This is a genomic window from uncultured Paraglaciecola sp. (assembly GCF_913020055.1).
Lineage (GTDB): Bacteria > Pseudomonadota > Gammaproteobacteria > Enterobacterales > Alteromonadaceae > Paraglaciecola.
Map to the genome: position 1 here is coordinate 1 of NZ_CAJWCF010000010.1, position 22,057 is coordinate 22,057.

The window sequence follows — 22,057 nt, forward strand, 5'->3', positions numbered from 1 at the left end:
AGCAACCAGTTTGGAACCGAATAATGAACCGTATAGCTCAATTTACTCTTATCATTGCCCTTTCGTTTAGCCAAAATATTTTGGCAGCCGACTTATCGGTTGCAGATGTTGAAAACAAGATATCTGTAAAACAATCCGAATACGATAATTACAACAGCTCACTTGAAGCTCAAATTGCCAACGCTGCAAGTTTGGAAAGGGAACTTAGTGAACTTCGTCAAAATGCCACCCTCGCTGACGCAGATAGGCAATCAGCGCTGATTGAGATGAATTTGCAATACGAAAAAGTGATTGATGATCCAGAGTTAGATATCTCCCCGATTATTGGGACTTATGCAAAAGCAGTAAGAACCCACAAAGCAATCAAAGACGCCATCACTGACAAATACAACCAATGGCAAGGTGAATTGCAAGATGTTGAACAAATGCAAATCTCTAAACACAGTCTACTAAACACTATTGAGGGCTTAAAAGAGCAGCTAAACAGCGCTCGAATCGATCGTTTGTATCAAGAGTTTAATCGCCAAGAAGCGATTGTAGTCAGTCACAACATTGCCTGCGACAAAGACGAAACCATTACAAAATGTATCAATCGCGGTAAATCACTGGCCAAACAAAAAGCTTCGAAGCGTTTCTTAGACAGTGTGTTTGACGGTTTAAGTGAATCAGTTGAAGCAGAAAAAAGACGACAAACCTCTGATGCCTCGGTACAAGTTTTGCGTAGCGAAGTGGCTGATAGCAACTTTAGTGGTCAGGGCAACTTTAACGTTAAAATGAATTTAGAATTACAGGGTAATTTAAAACGCTCTGAGGGTTGTGAATTATTAGGCTTAGACAGACGTTACTGCGTTAATTTTAAAGCCAACGAAAATGTACAAATTTCAAGTGTTAACTTATCTCCAATGGCGACTGATGAATCTGTAATGTACGAATTGACAGTCCGCTCAAACGTGTTTGATGATGAAGTATTTATCAATGGTGTGAGCTATGGCTCTACTAAATTACAGGTCATGTTGCCATCAGGTGAACATGACTTAGAAGTGGTTAAACGTGGTTACGAACCAAGTCGCCAAAAGGTCACTTTATCTGAGCCCAAAACTTTAAAGATCGAGTTGGACCGTTCACAATATACCTTTAGCAAAGGTGAACGCATTCAGGATATTTTAGCAGGTGATATTCCTGGTCCTGATTTAGTAGTGGTACCTGCGGGCAGTTTTCGCATGGGTGATATCACAGGTGTCGGTTTAGATAACGAACGCCCTGTACAAACTCAGGATTTAAAACAGTCATTTGGTATTAGCGAAACAGAAATAAGCGTAAAAGCGTTTGAGACTTTCGTGAATTCTACAAGTTACGTCACTGATGCTGAAAAACAAAAAGGCTGTGCAGCATACGAAGATGGTCAAGCAGTATGGAAAGATGACCGTAATTGGCGTACTCCTGGATTTGTGCAAAATGATAATAGTCCAGTAGTATGTGTCAGTATGCACGATGCTAAAGCCTACGTTGAGTGGATTTCGCAAGCCAGTAGTCAGGCCTATAAACTACCTAGTGAAGCGCGCTGGGAATATGCGGCAAGAGCAGGCAAAGAGACGGATTATTGGTGGGGTGAAGGTGTCAGCACTGATAACGCTAACTGCGGATGGTGTGGTAGCCAATGGTCAAATGTGAGCACTGCTCCAGTAGGTTCATTTGAACGTAATGATTTTGGTTTATTCGACACAGTTGGCAATGTCTGGGAATGGACCACAAGCAATCAAGCAGAAAGTAGCTCAGTTGTTCGTGGCGGCGCTTGGAACTTTGCACCTCGTTTAGCACGTGTATCCACAAGGATGGAATTAGACAGCAGCTTCCGTTCTAACTATATCGGCTTTAGAGTAGTCCGCGAACAGTAAGCCAACTTAACTTAATAATAACAGCGAGTCGGATCTTTTAGTCAGACTCGCCGCTAAGCCTTCATGGTTTATGCGCCTTATTGAGATAGTTTTGTAACGATTCTAAAATACGCCCGTAATTAAAAGGTTTAGCAATAAAGCCATTCGCACCACTTTTAATTGCAGCCGTTACATTCTCTGCCGAACTTTCACCAGAAACCATCACTACCATTATGTTCGGCTCGGTTTGACGGATTTGTTTTAACACCTCAAGACCACTTGTGTGAGGTAATTCGATGTCTAAATAAACCAAATTAATGTGACGTAAGGTTATTTGTTCGGGTATTGATTCACCCGTAGAAGAATGAAAGAAATTCGCTTCAATATCTACTTTGTGTTCACGTATACAGGCTAGTAAAGCAGCGCGTAATAACTCTCTACTATATTCAACATCATCTACTAATAAAATATTAATCGTTATACTCATTTAACACTTCCGCTACTTTATGATTAAGGTTAGTACAATGGTGGACTCCCTCTACATACTGTTTTTGCCTTAATAATAGCAAAGCATGCGCAGCTAGATTGGTTAAATTATTATGACCAAAACTTCCTGCTGAGCCCTTAATTACATGCGTGATTCGAATCAAACCCGCATAGTCAAGATTGTGTATATTTTCAGTTAATTCAACATGTTGCTTATCTAACTCAGTATAAAATAATGCTTTGATCTTAGGATCTTGAGCGATTAACTTGGTCTCTTGGACCTTATTGGCTACTTTATCGCCACACACTGTTAAATGTTGACTGAGTACTTGGTATAGGTTTTCTAATTCAAGAGGTTTGCAAAGCGTACCTGTAAAGCCAATATCTGCATATTCCTGTATGTCTGAGGGCATTACATTAGCTGTTAGTGCATAAATTGGCAGATTTACACCTAATTGCTTGAGTGATTTCATCGCCTCCTTACCATCCATTACTGGCATCTGAATATCCATTAAAACTAAATCATACTCACCTGTCAGTGCCTTTTGCAAACCTTCTAACCCATTTATCGCCAAGTCTACTTTGGCTCCTGTTTGTTGCAAATTCAAAGTAATCAGCTGTTGATTGACTTCAGTGTCTTCCACCAACAGAATGTTGCCGACCAATGAAGGAATTATCACAGATTGATGAGCAATAATATCTCTACTTTTTAGAGATTTACATTCACCTCCATATTCTTGGCAGACAATAGACATAGAGAATTTTGAGCCTACGCCTAAGGTGGACTCGAGTTCGACCTCCCCACCCATTAATTCAACCAAACTTTTAGTTATAAATAGACCTAACCCCGTGCCACCAAAATTGTGCGTAATACTCGCGTCACCTTGGCTAAAATAGTCAAATATCAAGGTTTGTTTATCATCATCAATGCCTTGACCAGTATCAACCACATCAATATGTAAGGTGTTAGAGCTAAAGGAAAATTTCACATGTAAGCTGATACTCCCTGATTGAGTAAACTTAATCGCATTACTTAATAAGTTATCAATTACCTGTTTGATTCGAGTAGGGTCTGCCACTATCCATTCAGGTAAAACAGAGTCAATTATCAAGGCAAATTCAAGTTGCTCTTTTTGGCAATTAAACACATAAATTTGTTCAATACTTTGCAGTAAATTCGGAAGATTAAAGCGTAAGGGATTAAGTTCCAATTTTTGATTTTCAATATTGCTTACATCTAATATTTCACCTAATAATGTGGTTAAGTGGCGACCACTGCCAATAATCGTAGTGAGATATTTGACTCTTTCCTCGCGACTAGGACTGTGTTGCAACAATACTTCGGCAAATCCAATAATAGCCGTTAAAGGAGTCCTTATTGCATGGCTCATATTTGCCAAAAATTGTGACTTAGCTAGATTTGCTTCACGGGCTTCAGTTTTTGCTTTTTCTGCTTCATGGGTGCGCTCAAAGACTTGTTTTTCTAAATTTTCTTTGAACTCTTCTAACTCTTTATTCCGTTGATATAATTCAAGGGATTTTTTTTCCAAAATTGTTTCAGCAGCTTGTCGAGCTTTTCGCTCTCTTTCATAACGCTTTTTAAGTCTATCTTCGTTCATGCGAGTACTTAGGTTTGCCACTTAAATTATGAGCCTACTATAATCAATAACACAGTTTTGTAGTGTCTTTTAACGTCTAATTCATAAAAATGTGTTGAAACCACTATTTTTATGACCTTGTTGATGCTCTGTACTTGCCGAAATCATGGTGCATTGGTACAGTTAGCGGAATATTTTTCTTATCAACCAAAGTGCGGTTTTTACATGTTCAAAAAGCTACGGGGAATGTTTTCCAACGATTTATCAATCGACCTCGGTACTGCGAATACCCTTATCTATATTAAAGACCAAGGTATTGTTCTAAATGAACCCTCTGTTGTCGCAATTCGTCAAGAACGCGCCGGCGGGCCAAAAAGTGTTGCGGCAGTGGGGCGAGAAGCCAAACAAATGTTGGGCAGAACTCCTGGTAACATAAAAGCGATTCGACCGATGAAAGACGGTGTTATTGCCGACTTTTATGTCACAGAAAAAATGCTTCAGCATTTCATCAAACAAGTACACGATAATAATTTTTTACGTCCTAGCCCAAGAGTGCTGGTATGTGTGCCTTGTGGTTCGACTCAGGTTGAGCGACGTGCCATTCGAGAGTCTGCGTTAGGCGCTGGGGCTCGTGAAGTCTATTTGATTGATGAACCTATGGCTGCTGCTATTGGTGCTGGCCTACCTGTTTCCGAAGCGACCGGTTCAATGGTGGTAGATATAGGTGGCGGTACCACAGAAGTAGCGATTATTTCACTAAATGGTATCGTTTATTCATCATCAGTGAGAATTGGTGGCGACAAGTTCGATGAGGCGATTATTTCTTACATTCGTCGTAACTTTGGATCGCTTATAGGCGAGGCTACGGCTGAACGTATTAAACATGAAATCGGCGCTGCTTATCCGGGTGAAGAAGTTAGAGAAATTGAAGTACGCGGACGCAATTTAGCAGAAGGCGTACCTCGTGGATTTACTCTAAACAGCAATGAAATTCTTGAAGCCTTGCAAGAACCTTTAACGGGTATTGTATCAGCCGTTATGGTTGCGCTTGAACAATCTCCTCCAGAATTAGCCTCTGATATTTCAGAGCGTGGCATGGTCTTAACGGGCGGTGGAGCGTTACTTAAAGATTTAGACCGTTTGCTTATGGAAGAAACCGGTATTCCAGTGGTTATCGCTGATGATCCACTCACCTGTGTTGCTAGGGGAGGCGGGAAAGCATTTGAAATGATCGACATCCACGGAGGCGATCTTTTTAGCTACGAATAGTAGTCATTGCATTTTCTTAGTAAACAAGGCGACATGATGTCGCCTTCAGGCAGACAATAATGAATTTAATGTTTTCAAGTGGTCCCTCTCTGCCTAACAGGTTAGCTTTGGCCCTTTTGCTGTCTATCTGTCTTATTGTATTCGATCATAAATTCAATGGGTTTGGCACAACTAGGGTGTATCTCAATTCACTTGTCAGCCCCCTACAATACCTAGCTAACCTCCCCGGTCAATTGCTCAATGCCAGTGCCAGTCGTTTTGTTTCTCACGAACGTTTGTTTAATGACAATGCCAAATTAACCCATGATGCCATGTTAATGAATGGCCAACTGCAGCGCCTAACCTTTTTGCAAGAAGAAAATGACCGTTTGCGCAGCCTGTTAAATTCTCCCGTACAAGACAACACGCGCAAAGTTGTGGCAGAGCTCATGGCGGTGGACAACAACCCTTATAGTCATCAAATTGTTATCAATAAAGGGGCTATTCATGATGTCTTTGAAGGGCAACCTGTTCTCGATGATAAAGGTATTGTGGGGCAAATCATGCAAGTGAGTTCGACTAATAGTCGTGTATTGCTTATAGCTGATGTAACTCACGCCATCCCTGTTCGGGTGGCTCGAAATAACGTACGTTTAGTGGTGTCCGGCTCAGGTAGCTTAAACGAACTATTAATCCAACATGTTGCTCACAGTAGTGACTTAAAAATAGGCGATGTTTTATTGTCCTCTGGCTTAGGTAATGTATTTCCAGAAGGCTATCCGGTAGCTACCATCACCTCTATTATTCGAGATGAAAGCAGACCTTTTTCTCAAGTTAGAGCAACACCTGTTGCGCAACTGGACCGCTTGAAATACTTATTACTACTTTGGTCAGAGCGCACGCTTGGCGACACTCTTGACACGGGGATAACTGTAAAATGAGCATTCGTCACTATGCTATTACACTGAGCATTGTTATCGCCTTGGTACTACAGATCATGCCTATGCCGGCCATTGCCGATTTGTATCGTCCAGATTGGGTGTTATTGGTTTTGAGTTATTGGGCACTTGCGTTGCCCAACAGAATTAACGTAGGCGCAGCATTTTTTACTGGCCTAATACTCGATATATTACTGGGCACCAGTATAGGTGTACATAGTTTTGCAATGAGTTTATGCATTTATGTATTAGCCACAAATTATAAGCGCTTGCGCAACTATTCTGTTTGGCAACAATCTATCATCATTGGCATTATGGCGGCCTTATATAACCTAGTGATCTTTTGGTTACAACATTTGATCACTGATATTTATTTCTTATTTGATTATCTATGGCCCGTAGCTAGCTCAATGGTCATATGGCCTTGGCTATTCTGGTTACTACGTAAAGTTCGTCGCCAACTGCGCCTGAATTAATGATGCTGCTTCTAGCTTCTCAGTCTCCTCGCAGAGCTGAATTACTCAAACAAATCGGCGTACCATACAGTCAATACCCAGTAAATATTGACGAGACTGTGCTAAGCCATGAAACTCCAGACGCGTATGTTCAAAGAATGGCTCAAGAAAAGTCTAGTTTTGGTTATAAAAGAGCGGGAGCGAAAAAATTAGTATTAGGTGCTGATACAATAGTAGTAGCGCAGGGCTGCATTTTAGGCAAGCCCAAAGACAAAGCTGACGCAATGCGTATGTTGAGTATATTGTCCGATAACAGCCACCAAGTATTCACTGCCGTTACTATCACCAGCGCTAAACAACAAAAAACCATTGTCGTTGAAACTAAGGTCTGTTTTGGCCCTCTAAGTACACAGCAAATGGCTTGGTATTGGCAAACTGGTGAACCTCAAGATAAAGCTGGAAGTTATGGCATACAGGGCTTAGGTGGACAATTTGTGAAACATATTAAAGGTAGTTATAGCGCTGTTGTGGGGCTACCCTTATACCAAACGAGAATGTTATTAACTGAATTTGGGATCATAAATGAGTGCTGAACTATTAATCAATGTTACCCCTTCTGAGTCACGTGTCGCACTGATTGAAAACGGTATTCTGCAAGAAATTCATATAGAAAGGCACACAAAGCGAGGCCTAGTTGGAAATATTTATCGCGGAAAAGTCAGCAGAGTATTGCCCGGTATGCAAGCAGCATTTGTCGACATAGGTTTGGATAAGGCTGCATTTTTACACGCCTCTGACATCGCTGTTCATAGTGAAGTGGAAGAAGAAGTATCTCCTAACCATATCGAAAAGAAAGATATTCGAGAGCTGGTTAGAGATGGGCAAAATATCGTTGTACAAGTGGTGAAAGACCAAATAGGCACCAAAGGCGCTAGACTGACCACTGATATTACAATCCCCTCCCGTTATTTGGTATTTATGCCCAGCGTTGAACATGTTGGCGTATCTCAACGTATTGAAGATGAAGTAGAAAGAGAGCGCCTAAAAGCACTAGTCCAAGGTTTTTGTAGTGAAGACGGTGGTTTTATATTACGTACTGCGGCTGAAGGCGTTAAAGAACAAGAACTCATTCAAGATGCCGATTTTCTCAAACGTTTGTGGCAAAAAATTCGTTCTCGAATGAAAAACAAATCACACATTCTGTATGAAGATTTGCCGTTAGCACGTCGCGTATTAAGAGACTTTGTTGGAACCCAGCTAGATCAAATTAGAGTCGATTCGAAACTGTCTCTACAAGAGTTGCAGCAGTTTACTGAAGAATATGTGCCAGAGCTTCATAAGCTTTTAGAATATTACCCTGGTGAAAGACCTATTTTTGATTTATACGATGTTGAGAATGAATGTCAACGCTCGTTAGAAAGGCGGGTAGATTTAAAATCAGGTGGTTACCTGATCATCGACCAAACCGAAGCGATGACCACAATCGATATCAATACGGGTGCCTTTGTTGGTCACCGTAATTTAGAAGAAACTATTTTCAATACTAATATTGAGGCCACTCAGGCTATTGCACGTCAACTGCGGTTGCGCAACTTGGGGGGCATGATCCTAATCGACTTCATTGATATGACAGTGGATGATCACAAAAGAAGGGTGATGCACAGCCTAGAGGTAGCCACGAATAAAGACCGAGCCAAAATCAATATCCATGGTTTCACTATGCTTGGCTTAATCGAAATGACACGCAAAAGAACCCGTGAAAGCCTAGAACATGTTCTATGTGGTGAATGTCCTGTATGTAAAGGCCGCGGCTCTGTCAAAACCGTAGAAACGGTATGTTTTGAAATTATGCGCGAAATTGTTCGAGTTTCTCGCGCATACGACGCAGACAAATTTGTGGTTTATGCAGCACCAGCGGTAGCCGAAGCTTTGTTAGGTGAGGAGTCTCATATGTTGGCGGAACTGGAAATGTTCGTCACCAAACAAATTAAGGTTCATACTGAACTGTTATATAACCAAGACAAATTTGATGTTGTCATGATGTAAGTAGCCTGAAACGTGAAAACCGAAGCCAAAAGTGCGTCATTTTATGCCGCCTATCTGATCAAAAAACTTTGGGCACTAGTTGCCTTAAGCTTGGTCGTGGTGGCGGTAATACTTAGTGTTGTACGTTATTCATTGCCTTATATGAATGATCAAAAACATCATCTAGAACAATGGTTATCAGGCCAAGTTGGTGCTGAATTAAAAATAGGTGAAATTACTGCTAAATGGCAAGGCATAGGCCCTTCGATAGTTTTACGCAATGTAAAACTAGTGCAAAGTTCACAATCCCCAATTAATCTAACGATTGCTGAAACAGCCATTGAAGTCGATTTTTGGCAATCTGTTCTGGCTAGGCAAATTCAATCAAATAAGTTTGATTTGCGAGAAATGGAATTGAGCATTGATGTCGCTTCAATAGCCCAGGATGATTCCACCTACCCTATTGTTGAAGCGTTAGAAAAGCTATTTTTACAACAGTTACAGCTGTTTTCTATTAGCCAAAGTAAAATAATTATCAATACCAGAAATAACCAACAGCAAGTGGTGCTGATTGACCAAGTGTCTTGGGTGAATAAAGACGAACACCACCAAGGCATAGGGCAGCTGCAAATAGAGGAAATCGCGAAAAATTCCGCGTCATTTATTATTGATTTATATGGTAATCAAGAAGCACTACACGGCACTTTTTTTGCTGAGGGAGAAGAAGTTGATTTGTCTCCTTGGGTAGAACAATTGATACCCAGCAAACACAAGTTAGTCGAGAGTCGCGGCAGTTTTGTGATGTGGGCGACGATAAAAGATAAATCACTGCAGTCTGTGCAACTTGATTTATCTAATAGTCGCTTCGATTGGCAAGATACAGAAAGTGGCAATTCAGAGAATAACCTTAAGGCCGCAGTGTTGGGCGGGCAAATCAATGCTAGCCCTTTAAATAATGAATGGATATTTAACCTCAACAATTTGACCATTCAGATAAACGACAATGTCCTGGTCTCAAACTGGTTAGGAAAAATCAACCAAGCCGGCGCTCTGACGTTACAACATAACCAACCGCTCAAATTGGCCTCAGTGTTACCTATGTTAGGGCTGACGTTGGATCCCACCCAAACTAAGTCACTAGCGTCACTGCAGCCACAAGCAACCCTAAACTCATTCAATATCCACCGCACTTTAAGTGGCGATATGTCAATTAAAGCCTCAATTAGCGATCTTCAGTGGCAACAGACAAAATATATTCCTGGTATGTCTGGTTTGGCAACCGAGCTAAATTGGTTTAACGGTATTGGGCGATTAAATCTAAAAGGAAAATCAGGGCAACTTCAGATAGATAGGTTGTTACCAGATAATATTGATTACCAGCGCTTTTATACTGATTTATATATTCAGGCCTCCGAACAAAATATCAGTTTTATCACTGAAAACACCTTATTCAAAAGTGACCTTATAACTTTACGCCCTAACGTTTCCTACCGCAGCATAGACAATAACTTAGCTTTATCATCAACCATCGAAACGATTGACGTAGCGCTACTACCCCTGCTTTACCCAACTGAACTTATGGGTGTTGGAACTAAGAACTATTTAGTCGATTCTTTACAGCAAGGACAAGTAAAAAGTGCTCAAATAATTTGGCATGGTGCAGTCAATGCCTTCCCCTTTGAGCAAGGCAAAGGTGTTTTTCAAGCGCAGGTACAAGTGCTAGATGGGCAGTTGAAATTTGCCCCACAATGGCCTGCCTTAACTAATTTTGATGTCAATTTACTTTTCGAAAACCAAAGCCTGACCATGACTAGCCAAAAAGGCCAGTTACTGGATGTAGAGTTAGATCACTTGTCTGCAAAAATACCTAAACTGGCTGCAAAGGCGGTACTAACTATAGGTGTCGATGCCCAAGCCAATGGGCAACAAGTTACAGATCTGATGTTACAAAGTAGTCTTGCTGATACGCTTGGCAAAACATTACAACAAGTTAAAGTAAGTGGGCCACTACAAGCCGAATTAGACCTGCATATCCCTTTATCTGGCGAAGAGTTGGTTGCCAAAGGCAAAGCAATATTGGTTGAAAATAAGGTTGAGCTACCTAGCTTAGATATATTATTGGAGCAAACTACAGGCTCAGTAAGCTTTATTAATAGTAAAATAAACACCACTGGTCTCACGGCACAGTTATTACAACAACCGATAAAGATCAAGCTGACTGGCGAACAAAAGGACAAAGGTTATCAAACAGATATTAATATTCAGGGAGACTGGCAGGTTACACCTTTGCTTGAACCTTTTTCAGAAGGCTTATCGAAATATCTAACAGGCAGTAGCAACTGGAACGCAGATATTGCCCTCACGCTTCCATCTGAAGGTTATCGATATACAGCACAAATAGTCAGTGAACTCACCCAATTAAGTTCGGACTTACCCGCTCCATTCGCCAAAACCTCTGAGCAATCACTGCCACTTCTAATCTCAAGCCAAGGTAATCAACAAGCTTCTTCAATAAAAGCCACACTCGGTGATGAAGTTGAATTTAACGGCAACTTACCGCATAAAAACATGCAATTTTCTCGAGCGCATTTAGCGATTGGACAATCGGATTTAATGGGTATGGGTTTGGGTTTTAGTATTTCAGCGAATATGACTGAATTAGATGCAACACCTTGGTATAACGTTATTAATACGCTTATAAATGATCTTCCTGAGCACACAAATAAACCATTATTAGAAGCGCCGAAACGAATTTTTATCAATGCTGGCAATGCATTAATAGCATCACAGCGATTTACTGGGTTAGAAATGGTTGCCAAAAATACCAGTGATAGCTGGTTATTCGATATAAACGCCAAAGAAACACGGATGGAAGTTGCTCTATACAAAGATTGGCTAAATAAAGGTGTGGCTATCAATGCTGATTTTATTGAACTAACAAAGTGGCAAGGCACTGAGTCAGATAATAACGAAACAATATCAGATGCACCAATTGAATTTGCCGCTAACATTGATACTTTGCCTCCTGTTAGTTTTTCTTGTGCTCGCTGTCGTTTCCTTGATAACGACTTAGGTAAAATTGACTTTAACCTGTCTAGATCTGCTACAGGTATGAAAATAGACCAACTGCGACTTAACAATGATCATGGTTTATTTTATGGTTCCGGAGACTGGTTTTTAGTCGATGGGCAAAGTAGTACACGTGTAACCGGAGAGTTTAGTAGTTCAGATTTTGGCGCCTTTCTCAAAGGTTTTAAATTAGATTCAGGGATCAAAGATTCAAAAATCAGTTCTACATTTGATTTAAGTTGGAAACGCGCACCTTATGAATTTAACTTCGAGACAATGAATGGGCAAATAGACTGGCGCTTATCAGATGGCTATTTAACTGAAGTAAGTGATCAAGGTTCACGCATATTTAGCCTACTTAGCCTTGATTCATTAGTACGTAAACTGCAGCTTGATTTTAGAGATGTATTTGCCAAAGGATTTTTCTACGACAAAATTAAGGGCAGCTTTCAGCTAGAAAATGGCGTCGCTTACACCAAAGACACCTTAGTGGATGGCGGAGCTGGCGAAATAACCATGCAAGGTTACACAGACTTAAACGCACAGCAACTCAACTACCAAATTGAATTTACACCAAATGTGACTTCTAGTTTGCCTGTGATAGTGGCTTGGATGGTCAACCCAGCTACCGCATTGGCAGCCCTTGCATTAGACCAAATGCTGACCTCAGCCAAGGTGATTTCTAATATAAAATTTTCACTTACTGGCTCATTGGATGAACCACAACTTAAAGAGTTAGGTCGAGACAGTAAAGATGTTGCGCTACCAGCAAGGGTGCTACCTGCGGCCAAAACAGAAACACCTAATCAATCTATAAATAGACAATTAAACACCCCGATTCAGATACAAGTGCCTGTCGGAGAGCCAGTAAGTGGCTAGTACCAAACCCAATATGGTTGCTATTCAAATGTGTTCTTCTCCGTTAGTTGAAGATAATCTTTTATTTATAGAACAACAGCTAAAATTATTACCCTCACAAAGACCTTGCTTGGTGGTATTACCCGAATGTTTTGCTTGTTTTGGCGGTGGTGATAAAGCCATGCTGGATATCGCAGAAGACTTAGATGATGGTCCTATCCAACAAAAACTTAAACAGTTCGCTAAACAATACAATATCTGGTTAGTTGCGGGTAGTTTGCCAGTACTGTGCTCAACTCAAAATAAATTCACCGCTTCTTGTCTATTGATTAATGAGCAAGGAGAAATAATTGAAGAGTATCAAAAAATTCACCTCTTTGATGTTCAGGTAGCAGATAACACCGGCACCTATTTGGAGTCTCGTTATACCCAAGCAGGCAGTCAATTAATCGTTACCAAGACCCCTTTTGGTAACCTTGGTTTAGCTGTTTGTTACGATATTCGTTTTGCTGGTTTGTTTGTGAGCATGAATCAAATTGCCCAGCTGGACGTATTAGCCCTGCCAGCCGCATTTACCCAACAAACAGGTCAAGCGCACTGGCATGCATTATTGACAGCAAGAGCAATTGAAAACCAGTGTTATATAGTCGCCGCAAATCAAACAGGTGAACACAGGAATAAACGACAAACTTATGGTCACTCCTGTATCATCTCACCATGGGGCGAAAAACTCGTTGAATTACCCCAAGATACCGGCATGATACATGCCCAACTAGATCACCCATTACTCGCTGATATACGCACTAAAATGCCCGTTTATCAGCACAACAAATTCAGGAGTCACCTTGTCTAATTTGGTAGAAGAAAACTTACTAGATGCATCGAATCTAACACGCTCCATATTAGAAACAGCACTAGATACCATATATCAACATGACAACGATTTTGCTGATTTGTATTTTCAGTCAAGCCAACATGAAACTTGGGTGCTAGAAGACGGTATCATTAAAGAAGGCAGCTACAATATAGAGCGTGGCGTGGGTGTGCGTGCAGTAAGTGGCGAAAAAACCGGCTTTGCTTACTCCGATGAAATATCGCCAGAAGCATTGCTAAAAGCCGCTAAAGCCTCTCGCAGTATTTCAAGTTCCGGTGGTAAACATAAAGTAACGTCGCTCAAACAAAGTTACCCTGCCAGTCGATATCATGCCGAAAACCCTCTTCTGGGCATGCAAGAACAAGAAAAAATAGCCTTATTACGGGCTGTTGATGAATACATCCGCAAGCAAGAAAGTGCCCTAAGCCAAGTGGTTATCAGTATCAGCGGTGTGTACGAAGAAATATTAATTGCAGCAACAGACGGCACTTTTTGTACCGATATTCGCCCTCTCATCCGCTTAAACTGCTCAGTGTTAATGGAAAAAGACGGACGCCGTGAAAGAGGTAGTTCTGGAGCTGGTGGACGATTTGCCTATGATTATTTTGTTGCTGATAACGATGGACGTCCACGCTATCAACAACTAGCAGACGAAGCAATTCATATGGCCAGAGTAAATATGCAGGCAGTACCTGCACCCGCCGGGCAAATGCCAGTTGTACTTGGCAGTGGCTGGCCTGGAGTGTTATTACATGAAGCGGTAGGTCATGGTTTAGAAGGTGACTTCAATCGTAAAGGCGCCTCTACTTTCAGCGGTCGAATCGGTGAACAAGTCGCATCCAAAGGCTGTACCGTGGTAGATGACGGCACGTTAGCCGACAGACGCGGCTCACTCAGTGTTGACGATGAAGGCACTCCCACTCAGTACAATGTGTTAATTGAAGACGGAATTCTCAAAGGTTATATGCAAGACAAACTTAACGCTCGTTTAATGGGTGTTGCCCCCACGGGTAATGGCCGACGTGAATCTTATGCACATTTGCCTATGCCTCGTATGACCAATACCTACATGTTAGGTGGTGAATTCGCACCAGAAGAAATTATTGCATCCATAGACAAAGGCATTTATGCGCCCAACTTTGGTGGGGGTCAGGTGGATATCACCTCAGGTAAATTTGTATTCTCTACTTCTGAAGCCTACCTTATCGAAAAGGGCAAAATCACCACTCCGATCAAAGGTGCAACGTTAATTGGCAACGGTCCAGAAGCAATGCAAAAAATATCTATGATAGGTAATGATTTAGCGCTAGATAATGGCGTTGGTGTGTGCGGAAAAGATGGGCAAAGTGTGCCAGTTGGAGTGGGTCAACCCACCCTCAAAGTGGATGAGTTAACAGTAGGTGGTACGGCTTAAAGATTAGCAATCAATATAAGTAATTGTTCACTCACTAAGCACGATTTTACTGCTTAGTAAGACGGCTTTAGCTACCACTGAATGAAATCCAAATTACTCTCATTGGCATTATTATCAATTTAGTGCCACTACAAATGTCACAACAGAAATAACCCCACTTGGAGAGACTACCTCAGCAATAATTGTTGCTGTAGTTGCGAATCCTGTTGTTTCGTCGAGGTTATTCGTTAGAGTAAATTCCAGAACTGACGAACCACTCGCGTTCGTTTTTCTCATTGTAGTGCTTGTTTGCCCTGCTATTAATCCCGCGCTGGAAGTAATCGATATTGTAGAGTTACTAGAAATTGCTTGTAAGGCAGTGTCTGAAAATTGCAATGACAAGCTAACAGCTTCTCCTCGTTCAAGAACAAGTGATGGTTGGCTAGCAACTTGATGATTACTAAAAATCACCTCATCAGCTTGATTTAGAATATCTAAAAATGCTTCTGAACTTGAAGCCACAATTTCTAATGTTCGACGCACATGTAAGGTTTTTGCTGAGCCTTGACCACAGGTTAAGGTAGAATTGCACTGAGGACCATTAAATAGCCCATCGGCGGCATCAAATTGACCATTACTGTTATAATCTAAAAATATTTCAGAGGCATCTTTAACGTTATTAGCGTTATCATCTCGCCAAGCCTCGCTGTGATCTACAAAACCTGTTTGTCCAAATTGACTAGTACCAAACCCACTGTCGGTATTATCTATTATTGCAATACCATCTGAGTCATCAAAACTATTATTGCCGTTTGCATCAAAAAGCGTTTCGTGACCAATTGCGGTGGCAAGGATCGTAATTCTATGATCCAAAGTTCTTGGATTTGCACTTGTCCAAGTAACACTACAAGTTCCCATTGTGGTAACACAACTAGGCTCAATAACCCCACCTTCTGTAGTAAAACTTACAGAAGTGCCGTCTGGTACTGGGTTATTAAAAGTATCTGCTAAACGTGCAATAAAATTAACTGTTTGCCCACTAATCGTATTGGCTTCAGGATTAAGGTTATCTGCTGAAAGCGTAAAACTATTTTGGTCAGGTAAGCCGGTATTCACCGATAACAAGTCCGATTGAGTCAATATAGAAACACTGGAGTTGGTTACCACTTCTGCCGTTACTCTAACGGGAGTAGGAACATTACCTGAGGTTACTCTTGTACTGACCTGACCTTGAGAATTCGTTATTCCTACAGCTGGGGAAAGACTTAATCCACCTGTCTCAGTATTGAGTGAAAAGGCCACGCTTTGCTGCGCAAGAGGATTGCCTAACGCGCCATTAACTTGGAAGATCAAAGTTGAAATAATTTGGTTATTTTGCCCCCCGGTACCAAGTAAAACTAGTTGAGTTGGATCTGCCGAAACAAACGTTATCGACCCAACCGACTCTGCAAGAATGGATATAGACCGAGTTATCGACAAAGTGGAATTATTCACAACAAGTGATGCTACGATCACATCATCATTGCCATCACCTCCAGCACAACTAATATCTTCATAGGTAGCAAACGCTTCACCATTTACAGTATTAACTTGCTGATCAATAGTCGCAGAATTTTCTTCCGCACAACTGGATGTGAAAGTCACCGGTGTTTGAGTCAAAATGCGCTGATCATTCTCATCTACAATCGCTAATGACACACCCAATGTAGCACCTGCACTAATTTCAACGTTGCCTTGTGAATCAGAAGCACTGATTCCAAGTTCATTTTCAACGAACACACCGTCCACATTAAAATGGCCAATTCTAATAACTTGCTCGCTAATAGCATCAGGTGATTGTATTTCAAAATTGAGGGAGGCTAGTAACTCCTCACCATTGACTAGTGTTAATGCAGACACAACCGCAGCACCAATATCTAAATCTGTTGGTATAAGAGTGACTTGTGCTGTTCCAGAACTGTCTGTTAGTGCATCACTTGTGTTAAGGCTTCCTCTTCCCACAGAGAAGTTAACAATAATATTTTCTATGGGTTGAGCATTCTCATCATTAATCACGGCTTGAATTTGAACTTGTTCATTTGCCTTAAATCGATTAACCACAACACCATTATTAAGAATAGATAAGTCTATTCTTAATAATGGTAACACTACAACTTGAGCGGCTAGAAATTCATAATTACTTTGTGATGTTACATCACCAAAACTCGCTTCAAGGGTCGCGGCACCAACATCACCAACGTCACTGTCTATTGTGATTTGCGCAATACCATTTGAATTAGTGAGTTTGGTGACGGCAGACAAACTACCTAATTCCGACGAAAAACTCACAATCTCCCCTGTAACTAGATTTTCACCCTGCTTAAGTGTTGCTTGAATACACAAGGTTTCGCCAGCAGTAAAACTAGACTCAGGTTGCACTCCACATTGCTGGTCAAGAATGGCTAAGGTAATCGTATAAGATTCCGTCGTAGGTCCAGATCCAAATGGATCACTACCATTTTGACCAGATACTCCGCCACAACCACTTAATCCGACAAGTGACAAAAAAGGAACAAAAAATAGAGCGCGAATACACATAAATATTATCCGTTAATAATTTGCTTTAAATATTGAAAAAGCTCACGAGATGCTTTTGGTGGTTTGTTTTCAGTTTGTTGTTTATTAGCCTGACGTACATATTGTCGCAATTTTTGTCGATCAAGTAAGGGATAATCAACAAGAGTTGCTTCGATCTTGCTATCACCTTCGCTCAAAATATCGTCTCTGAGCATTTCAATTTCGTGAAAAGCGTTATTTAATTTTTTATGAGCCGACTTAATATTACTTAATGCTTGCTCAATTGCGACAATATCGGTATTGCGCATTATCTTGCCAATCAATTGTAGCTGACGACGATAGCCTTCTTTTTTTCGTAAAATTTTACGTGCTAGCATCACCGCATCAAGTAACTCTGTTTCCATCGGGACTTTTGCTAAAGAGGACTGCCCAAGGTGAACCAAAGACTCACCTAATTTTTGCATTGCAACCATTTGAGCTTTTATTTGGGTTTTACTGAGAAGTTCGTTTTCTTCATTTACGTCGAACTCATCTTCAACATCTTTGTTTTTTTTCGGGGCGACCATGGCTTTATCTTTAGTGATACACTAGAGGGGATTGTAACCCTCAAAGCAATAATAAACTACAGTGTAGCCAAATAATGAAGGCCTTATGCAACAACAATTAGCTGAAATACAAAGCATAGTAGAAGACGTTTTAAAATTAGCCAAGGACAAAGGCGCCACTCAGGCCGAAGCTAGCATGTCTAAAGTTGAAGGCATTGCTGTGTCTTCTCGTCTTAAAGAAGTAGAAACCGTTGAATTTACTAACGACGGTGGTTTAGGGATCACTGTCTACCAAGGTAAGAAAAAAGGCAGTGCTTCGACTGCTGATTTATCACCGCAAGCGCTAAGACTCACAGTAGAAAAGGCCATTGAAATTGCCAAACATACCAGTGACGATGATTGCTCTGGTTTAGCCGATAAAGAGCTAATGGCATTTGATTTTCCAGATTTGGATTTATTTCACCCTGAAGAACTTGATACTGAATTCGCAATTCAACAGGTCATTGCTGCTGAAACTAGCGCATTAAATGTAGATCCCCGTATTACTAATTCAGATGGCGCCTCTTATAACGCTAACTTAGGCACCAAGGTATATGGCAATAGTCATGGCCTTATTGCCGGATACAACAGTAGTCGTTACAGCATGAGTTGCGTAGTCATTGGAGAGCAAGACGGTGATATGCAGCGAGATTATAGTTACTCGGTAGGACGCCAAGCAGGTTTATTAACCAACCCAGAACAACTAGGTCGTGAAGCGGCACAATTTACCTTAGATAGACTGGGCGCAAGGAAAGTTAAAACCTGTAAAGTACCAGTGTTATTTGATCGCGAAATTGCTTCAGGATTATTCGGACATTTTATCAGCGCCATTAGTGGTGGTAGCTTGTACCGAAAATCATCATTCCTATTAGACAAATTAGGCCAGCAAGTACTGCCTAATTGGCTGAATATTACCGAACGTCCACATATTTTGAAGGGATTAGCCAGCTCTCCCTTTGATCACGAAGGTGTCAAAACGCAAGACATGGATATCGTTAGCAAAGGGTTACTCAATCACTATTTGTTAACAAGTTACTCTGCGCGAAAACTCAAAATGCAAACTACAGGCCATGCAGGTGGTATCCATAATTGGTTTATTCAACATACAGGTGAATCTGATAAAGAAATGCTGGCGAAACTAGGCACAGGTTTATTAGTCACTGAATTGATGGGCCAAGGGGTGAATATTGTTACTGGTGATTATTCTAGAGGCGCGGCAGGTTTCTGGGTAGAAAATGGCATAATCCAATACCCTGTTCACGAAATTACCATCGCGGGTAATTTAGCTGATATGTTAATGAATATTGTAGCAATTGGTGCCGAACAAGAAACTCGCGGCAGCGTGCAAACTGGCTCAATTTTAATTGAACAAATGCAGATTGCAGGCGAATAAACCTAAGGTTCAATTACTAGCTGTATTCAATAAAACGACACAACCCTGTGTCGTTTTATTATGAAATGTCCTCTGGTACCGATATATAACCTTGATATCCATCCGCTCTTAAAGACGTAAAATTTTGCAATTGCTGTTTATTTTCAATACCGGTAATGATCACATCGATATTTAAACCATTGGCAACATTGATCAATGCTCTACACATTTCATTACCTTGATCTAACTTCTCATAAAAAGCAAAAGACTGGTCGAGCTTAATGTAGTGAGGTTGTATTTTTTGAAGATAATCAAGTGATCCCATCTGACGACCGCACTGATCAACACCAATTTTAGCCCCAGACAAACGTATTATTTCTGTGAGTTTTTGGCACTGCTCGAAAGAACTAATTAAAGCCGATTCTGGCATTTCAAACAGCATTTGATCTGTATGTTTCGATTGTTGAAGAAACTTAGTCAACCATTGAGCAAACTCAGGCTCCTGTAAACTATCATGGGTTAAGTTAATAGCAACGGGTTGTTTTGTCAGAGCTAATATATTCTGTTGCTCTATGGTTTCTAACAAACACCTGTCAAGTTGACCGCCTAACGACAACAACTCAATAAAAGGCATAAATTCCGCGGCACTTACAATTATATCGTCAATGTTTAAGCGACAATACAGCTCTCGTTGAATAATCTCCTCAGAGCGCAAATCACTTACTGTTTGCCATTGAAATTTAAAGTGACTGTTGTTAATTGCGGTTACTAGTTTAGTACGCCATTGCTCTCTGTTGTATTTTTGAGGTTGCTGGGCATCAATCCAATGGCTGACTTTGCCTTCTTGAAGTGCTTGTTGTAGTGCATTGTCTGACTGAGATAACAAATCAGAAGGTTGCATATTCTCGATACGCTGGCTTACACCCAAAGCAAATTTAGAATTAGCATTACAACCGGCCTTAGAAATTTCCTGATTAATTATTCTGATCAGAGTTTGTAAATAGCTTTCAATTTGGTGGTGTTCTGCTTTAGTGAGTAAAAATGCAAACTCGGTATTAGCAATTCTGGCGATGACACCTTCGGCAATACTTGGTAACTCAGCCACCATCCTTGCAGACAGTACCTTAATAATTTGATCCCGGCCTTGATAACCATATTTACTATGAATGTCTTCTAACCAGTCGAATTTAGTTAAAATAAGCCCACCGAATCCAGGCTCATTTAACCAGTTATTAATTTGTGCAGATAAGTACTGACGATTGGGTAACTGCGAAACCTGATCAATAAGTTTGTCTTCTTTGAGCTCACTTACTTCTTGATCTAAAGTAAGGAACACTTGCTTTAATTGTCCAGACATTGAGTTAATTGCAGTTACAACGTCTTTTAATTCAGTCGTTTGAGGTAAGTCTATGTCTTGCCCAAAATTACGCTGGCCTAATTGTTTAGCCTGCAGAGCTATGTCGTGTAGTGGTTTTAAAATACGATTAAGTCTGAACCTGAGCATAAATATACTGATGATAAACAACAATGATAAAATCATGATCGTATCGTTCATGGTCCGCCATAGTTGCTGGTAACCTAAAGCAGGGTGAGCTTCGACTTCTAGGGTGGCCAATTGCATCCAGCCAGAGGTGATGACACTTTCCTTTTTTTGTACACCAAATACATCCAAATTAATTAGCCATTGCGGAACACCCTCAATATCCACCGGATTTTCCCACGTTTGTTGCTTGCCATCCGCCAGCCACTTTAAGCTGACTTTACGATAAAATCCCCCCTCAAAAATCACATTAATCAGCGTTTCCGCCGATACCACATCTCCTGTTTCGATATGCGGTTGTAGCATTAACCCTAAAGATGTCATGGTGTTATTAAGATCAGACTGCATTTGCAAACGCATAAAGTCACGAGTTTGAGTAAACTGAAAATAAACTAAACTGACCATGACCAGTAAAAAAAGTCCGAATAGAAGTGAGTTTATTTGTCGAAATAGGGTCATTGCTTTAAAACTCCAATTTAATCTTGGGTTGTTTGAGTTTTGCCGTGTTTATCCGCTGACGCAAATCTTGCCAGCGCTTAAGACGCGAAGAGGTTCCACTCAAAACACTGCTACCTCTTTCTTTATTTAGCCATAACTGACTACCGTTAAAGCTAAATACAGGAATAAGATCGTTACGTTCATTAGCGGGTTTTATATCACCATCTATATTATCTAAAATGAGAGGGATAGAGGCCGGTGTCTCATAGTATGCAAGCACCATATGATATTGATTAAGATGCAGGGCTTTGACCATAGTAATTCTCATTTTTTCATCAGCTATACCTAACTCCAACAGAGTAAAATATTTAGCTATTGAGTAGTCTTCGCAATCTCCCCCGTTGACACCAATAAACTCAACTGGGGTGGCCCAATAATTATTCACCCCCCATAATTCAATATCGTCAATAAAATGGAATGTATTGAAAAAGCGATTCACTTTTACTAGATTTTCATTTTCTAACGAACTGGAGTCAGGCACCATTAAATTAAGCCAAGCAGTGCCACGTTTGGCGGCACGGTCGCCATAACTATTTTGTAGTGCCTCGATAATTTTTGAGCCATCTAGTACTGTTATGGAATCAGCATAAAGCGCAGACAAAAAGCTCATACTTAGAAATAATATGTGGACTGGCTTTTTTAATAACATCCTTGTTATAAAAGGGCTGTTCCTCATATTACTCCCTATT

16 protein-coding genes are annotated in these 22,057 nt (G+C 40.7%); 10 read left to right on the forward strand and 6 right to left on the reverse strand.

The window, feature by feature from the left end:
- The coding region (locus QZ488_RS03625; RefSeq protein WP_366508975.1) for an SUMF1/EgtB/PvdO family nonheme iron enzyme at positions 1 to 1,895 on the forward strand (1,895 nt) is incomplete at its 5' end.
- Between the two features lie 61 nt (positions 1,896 to 1,956).
- On the opposite strand, the gene QZ488_RS03630 is transcribed toward QZ488_RS03625, so the two are convergent.
- Entirely contained in the window at positions 1,957 to 2,361 is a 405-nt protein-coding gene (locus QZ488_RS03630; RefSeq protein WP_293746330.1) for a response regulator, read from the reverse strand.
- Entirely contained in the window at positions 2,345 to 3,979 is a 1,635-nt protein-coding gene (locus QZ488_RS03635) for an ATP-binding protein (RefSeq protein ID WP_293746331.1), read from the reverse strand. The genes QZ488_RS03630 and QZ488_RS03635 overlap by 17 nt, the downstream gene beginning before the upstream one ends.
- 204 nt (positions 3,980 to 4,183) lie before the next feature.
- Here QZ488_RS03635 and QZ488_RS03640 point away from each other — a divergent pair, with 204 nt between their 5' ends.
- From QZ488_RS03640 to tldD, 8 genes are read left to right on the forward strand one after another with little or no spacing between them, the layout of a single operon-like run.
- Complete coding sequence (locus QZ488_RS03640) at positions 4,184 to 5,227, forward strand: rod shape-determining protein (RefSeq protein ID WP_101199577.1); 1,044 nt, start codon at positions 4,184 to 4,186, stop codon at positions 5,225 to 5,227.
- Between the two features lie 59 nt (positions 5,228 to 5,286).
- On the forward strand, positions 5,287 to 6,147 hold the full coding sequence (gene mreC / locus QZ488_RS03645) for a rod shape-determining protein MreC (RefSeq protein ID WP_293746334.1): 861 nt from the start codon (positions 5,287 to 5,289) through the stop codon (positions 6,145 to 6,147).
- Positions 6,144 to 6,620, forward strand: coding sequence for a rod shape-determining protein MreD (gene mreD / locus QZ488_RS03650; RefSeq protein WP_293746336.1), 477 nt, complete (start codon positions 6,144 to 6,146; stop codon positions 6,618 to 6,620). The genes mreC and mreD overlap by 4 nt, the downstream gene beginning before the upstream one ends.
- A 2-nt stretch (positions 6,621 to 6,622) precedes the next feature.
- Positions 6,623 to 7,192: a Maf family protein gene (locus QZ488_RS03655; protein WP_293746338.1), complete on the forward strand. Its 570-nt coding sequence runs from the start codon at positions 6,623 to 6,625 to the stop codon at positions 7,190 to 7,192.
- Positions 7,182 to 8,645: a ribonuclease G gene (rng, locus tag QZ488_RS03660; RefSeq protein WP_293746340.1), complete on the forward strand. Its 1,464-nt coding sequence runs from the start codon at positions 7,182 to 7,184 to the stop codon at positions 8,643 to 8,645. The genes QZ488_RS03655 and rng overlap by 11 nt, the downstream gene beginning before the upstream one ends.
- Before the next feature lie 12 nt (positions 8,646 to 8,657).
- A complete protein-coding gene (locus QZ488_RS03665; RefSeq protein WP_293746342.1) occupies positions 8,658 to 12,572 on the forward strand; it encodes a YhdP family protein in 3,915 nt (1,304 codons plus the stop codon).
- Between the two features lie 13 nt (positions 12,573 to 12,585).
- Positions 12,586 to 13,404 carry a carbon-nitrogen hydrolase family protein gene (locus tag QZ488_RS03670; RefSeq protein ID WP_293746403.1) on the forward strand — a complete coding sequence of 273 codons (819 nt, stop codon included), beginning with the start codon at positions 12,586 to 12,588 and terminating at the stop codon, positions 13,402 to 13,404.
- Positions 13,397 to 14,839 carry a metalloprotease TldD gene (tldD, locus tag QZ488_RS03675; RefSeq protein ID WP_293746343.1) on the forward strand — a complete coding sequence of 481 codons (1,443 nt, stop codon included), beginning with the start codon at positions 13,397 to 13,399 and terminating at the stop codon, positions 14,837 to 14,839. Before QZ488_RS03670 ends, tldD begins: the two co-directional genes overlap by 8 nt.
- A 114-nt stretch (positions 14,840 to 14,953) precedes the next feature.
- Here the strand turns inward: tldD and QZ488_RS03680 are convergent, their stop codons facing one another.
- Entirely contained in the window at positions 14,954 to 17,395 is a 2,442-nt protein-coding gene (locus QZ488_RS03680) for an Ig-like domain-containing protein (protein ID WP_293746345.1), read from the reverse strand.
- Positions 17,396 to 17,400: 5 nt separating this feature from the next.
- Entirely contained in the window at positions 17,401 to 17,940 is a 540-nt protein-coding gene (yjgA, locus tag QZ488_RS03685) for a ribosome biogenesis factor YjgA (RefSeq protein WP_293746347.1), read from the reverse strand.
- 85 nt (positions 17,941 to 18,025) lie between these two features.
- On the opposite strand from yjgA, the gene pmbA reads away from it, so the two are divergent.
- Positions 18,026 to 19,351, forward strand: coding sequence for a metalloprotease PmbA (pmbA, locus tag QZ488_RS03690; RefSeq protein WP_293746349.1), 1,326 nt, complete (start codon positions 18,026 to 18,028; stop codon positions 19,349 to 19,351).
- A 58-nt stretch (positions 19,352 to 19,409) separates the two neighbouring features.
- Here pmbA and QZ488_RS03695 read toward each other — a convergent pair whose 3' ends face one another.
- Together QZ488_RS03695 and QZ488_RS03700 are read right to left on the reverse strand one after the other, a co-directional pair.
- Entirely contained in the window at positions 19,410 to 21,329 is a 1,920-nt protein-coding gene (locus tag QZ488_RS03695; RefSeq protein WP_293746351.1) for an EAL domain-containing protein, read from the reverse strand.
- Between the two features lie 4 nt (positions 21,330 to 21,333).
- The gene (locus QZ488_RS03700; protein WP_293746353.1) at positions 21,334 to 21,978 is read right to left on the reverse strand and encodes a transglutaminase-like cysteine peptidase; all 645 of its coding nucleotides are present in this window, start codon (positions 21,976 to 21,978) and stop codon (positions 21,334 to 21,336) included.
- Positions 21,979 to 22,057: the final 79 nt, after the last annotated feature.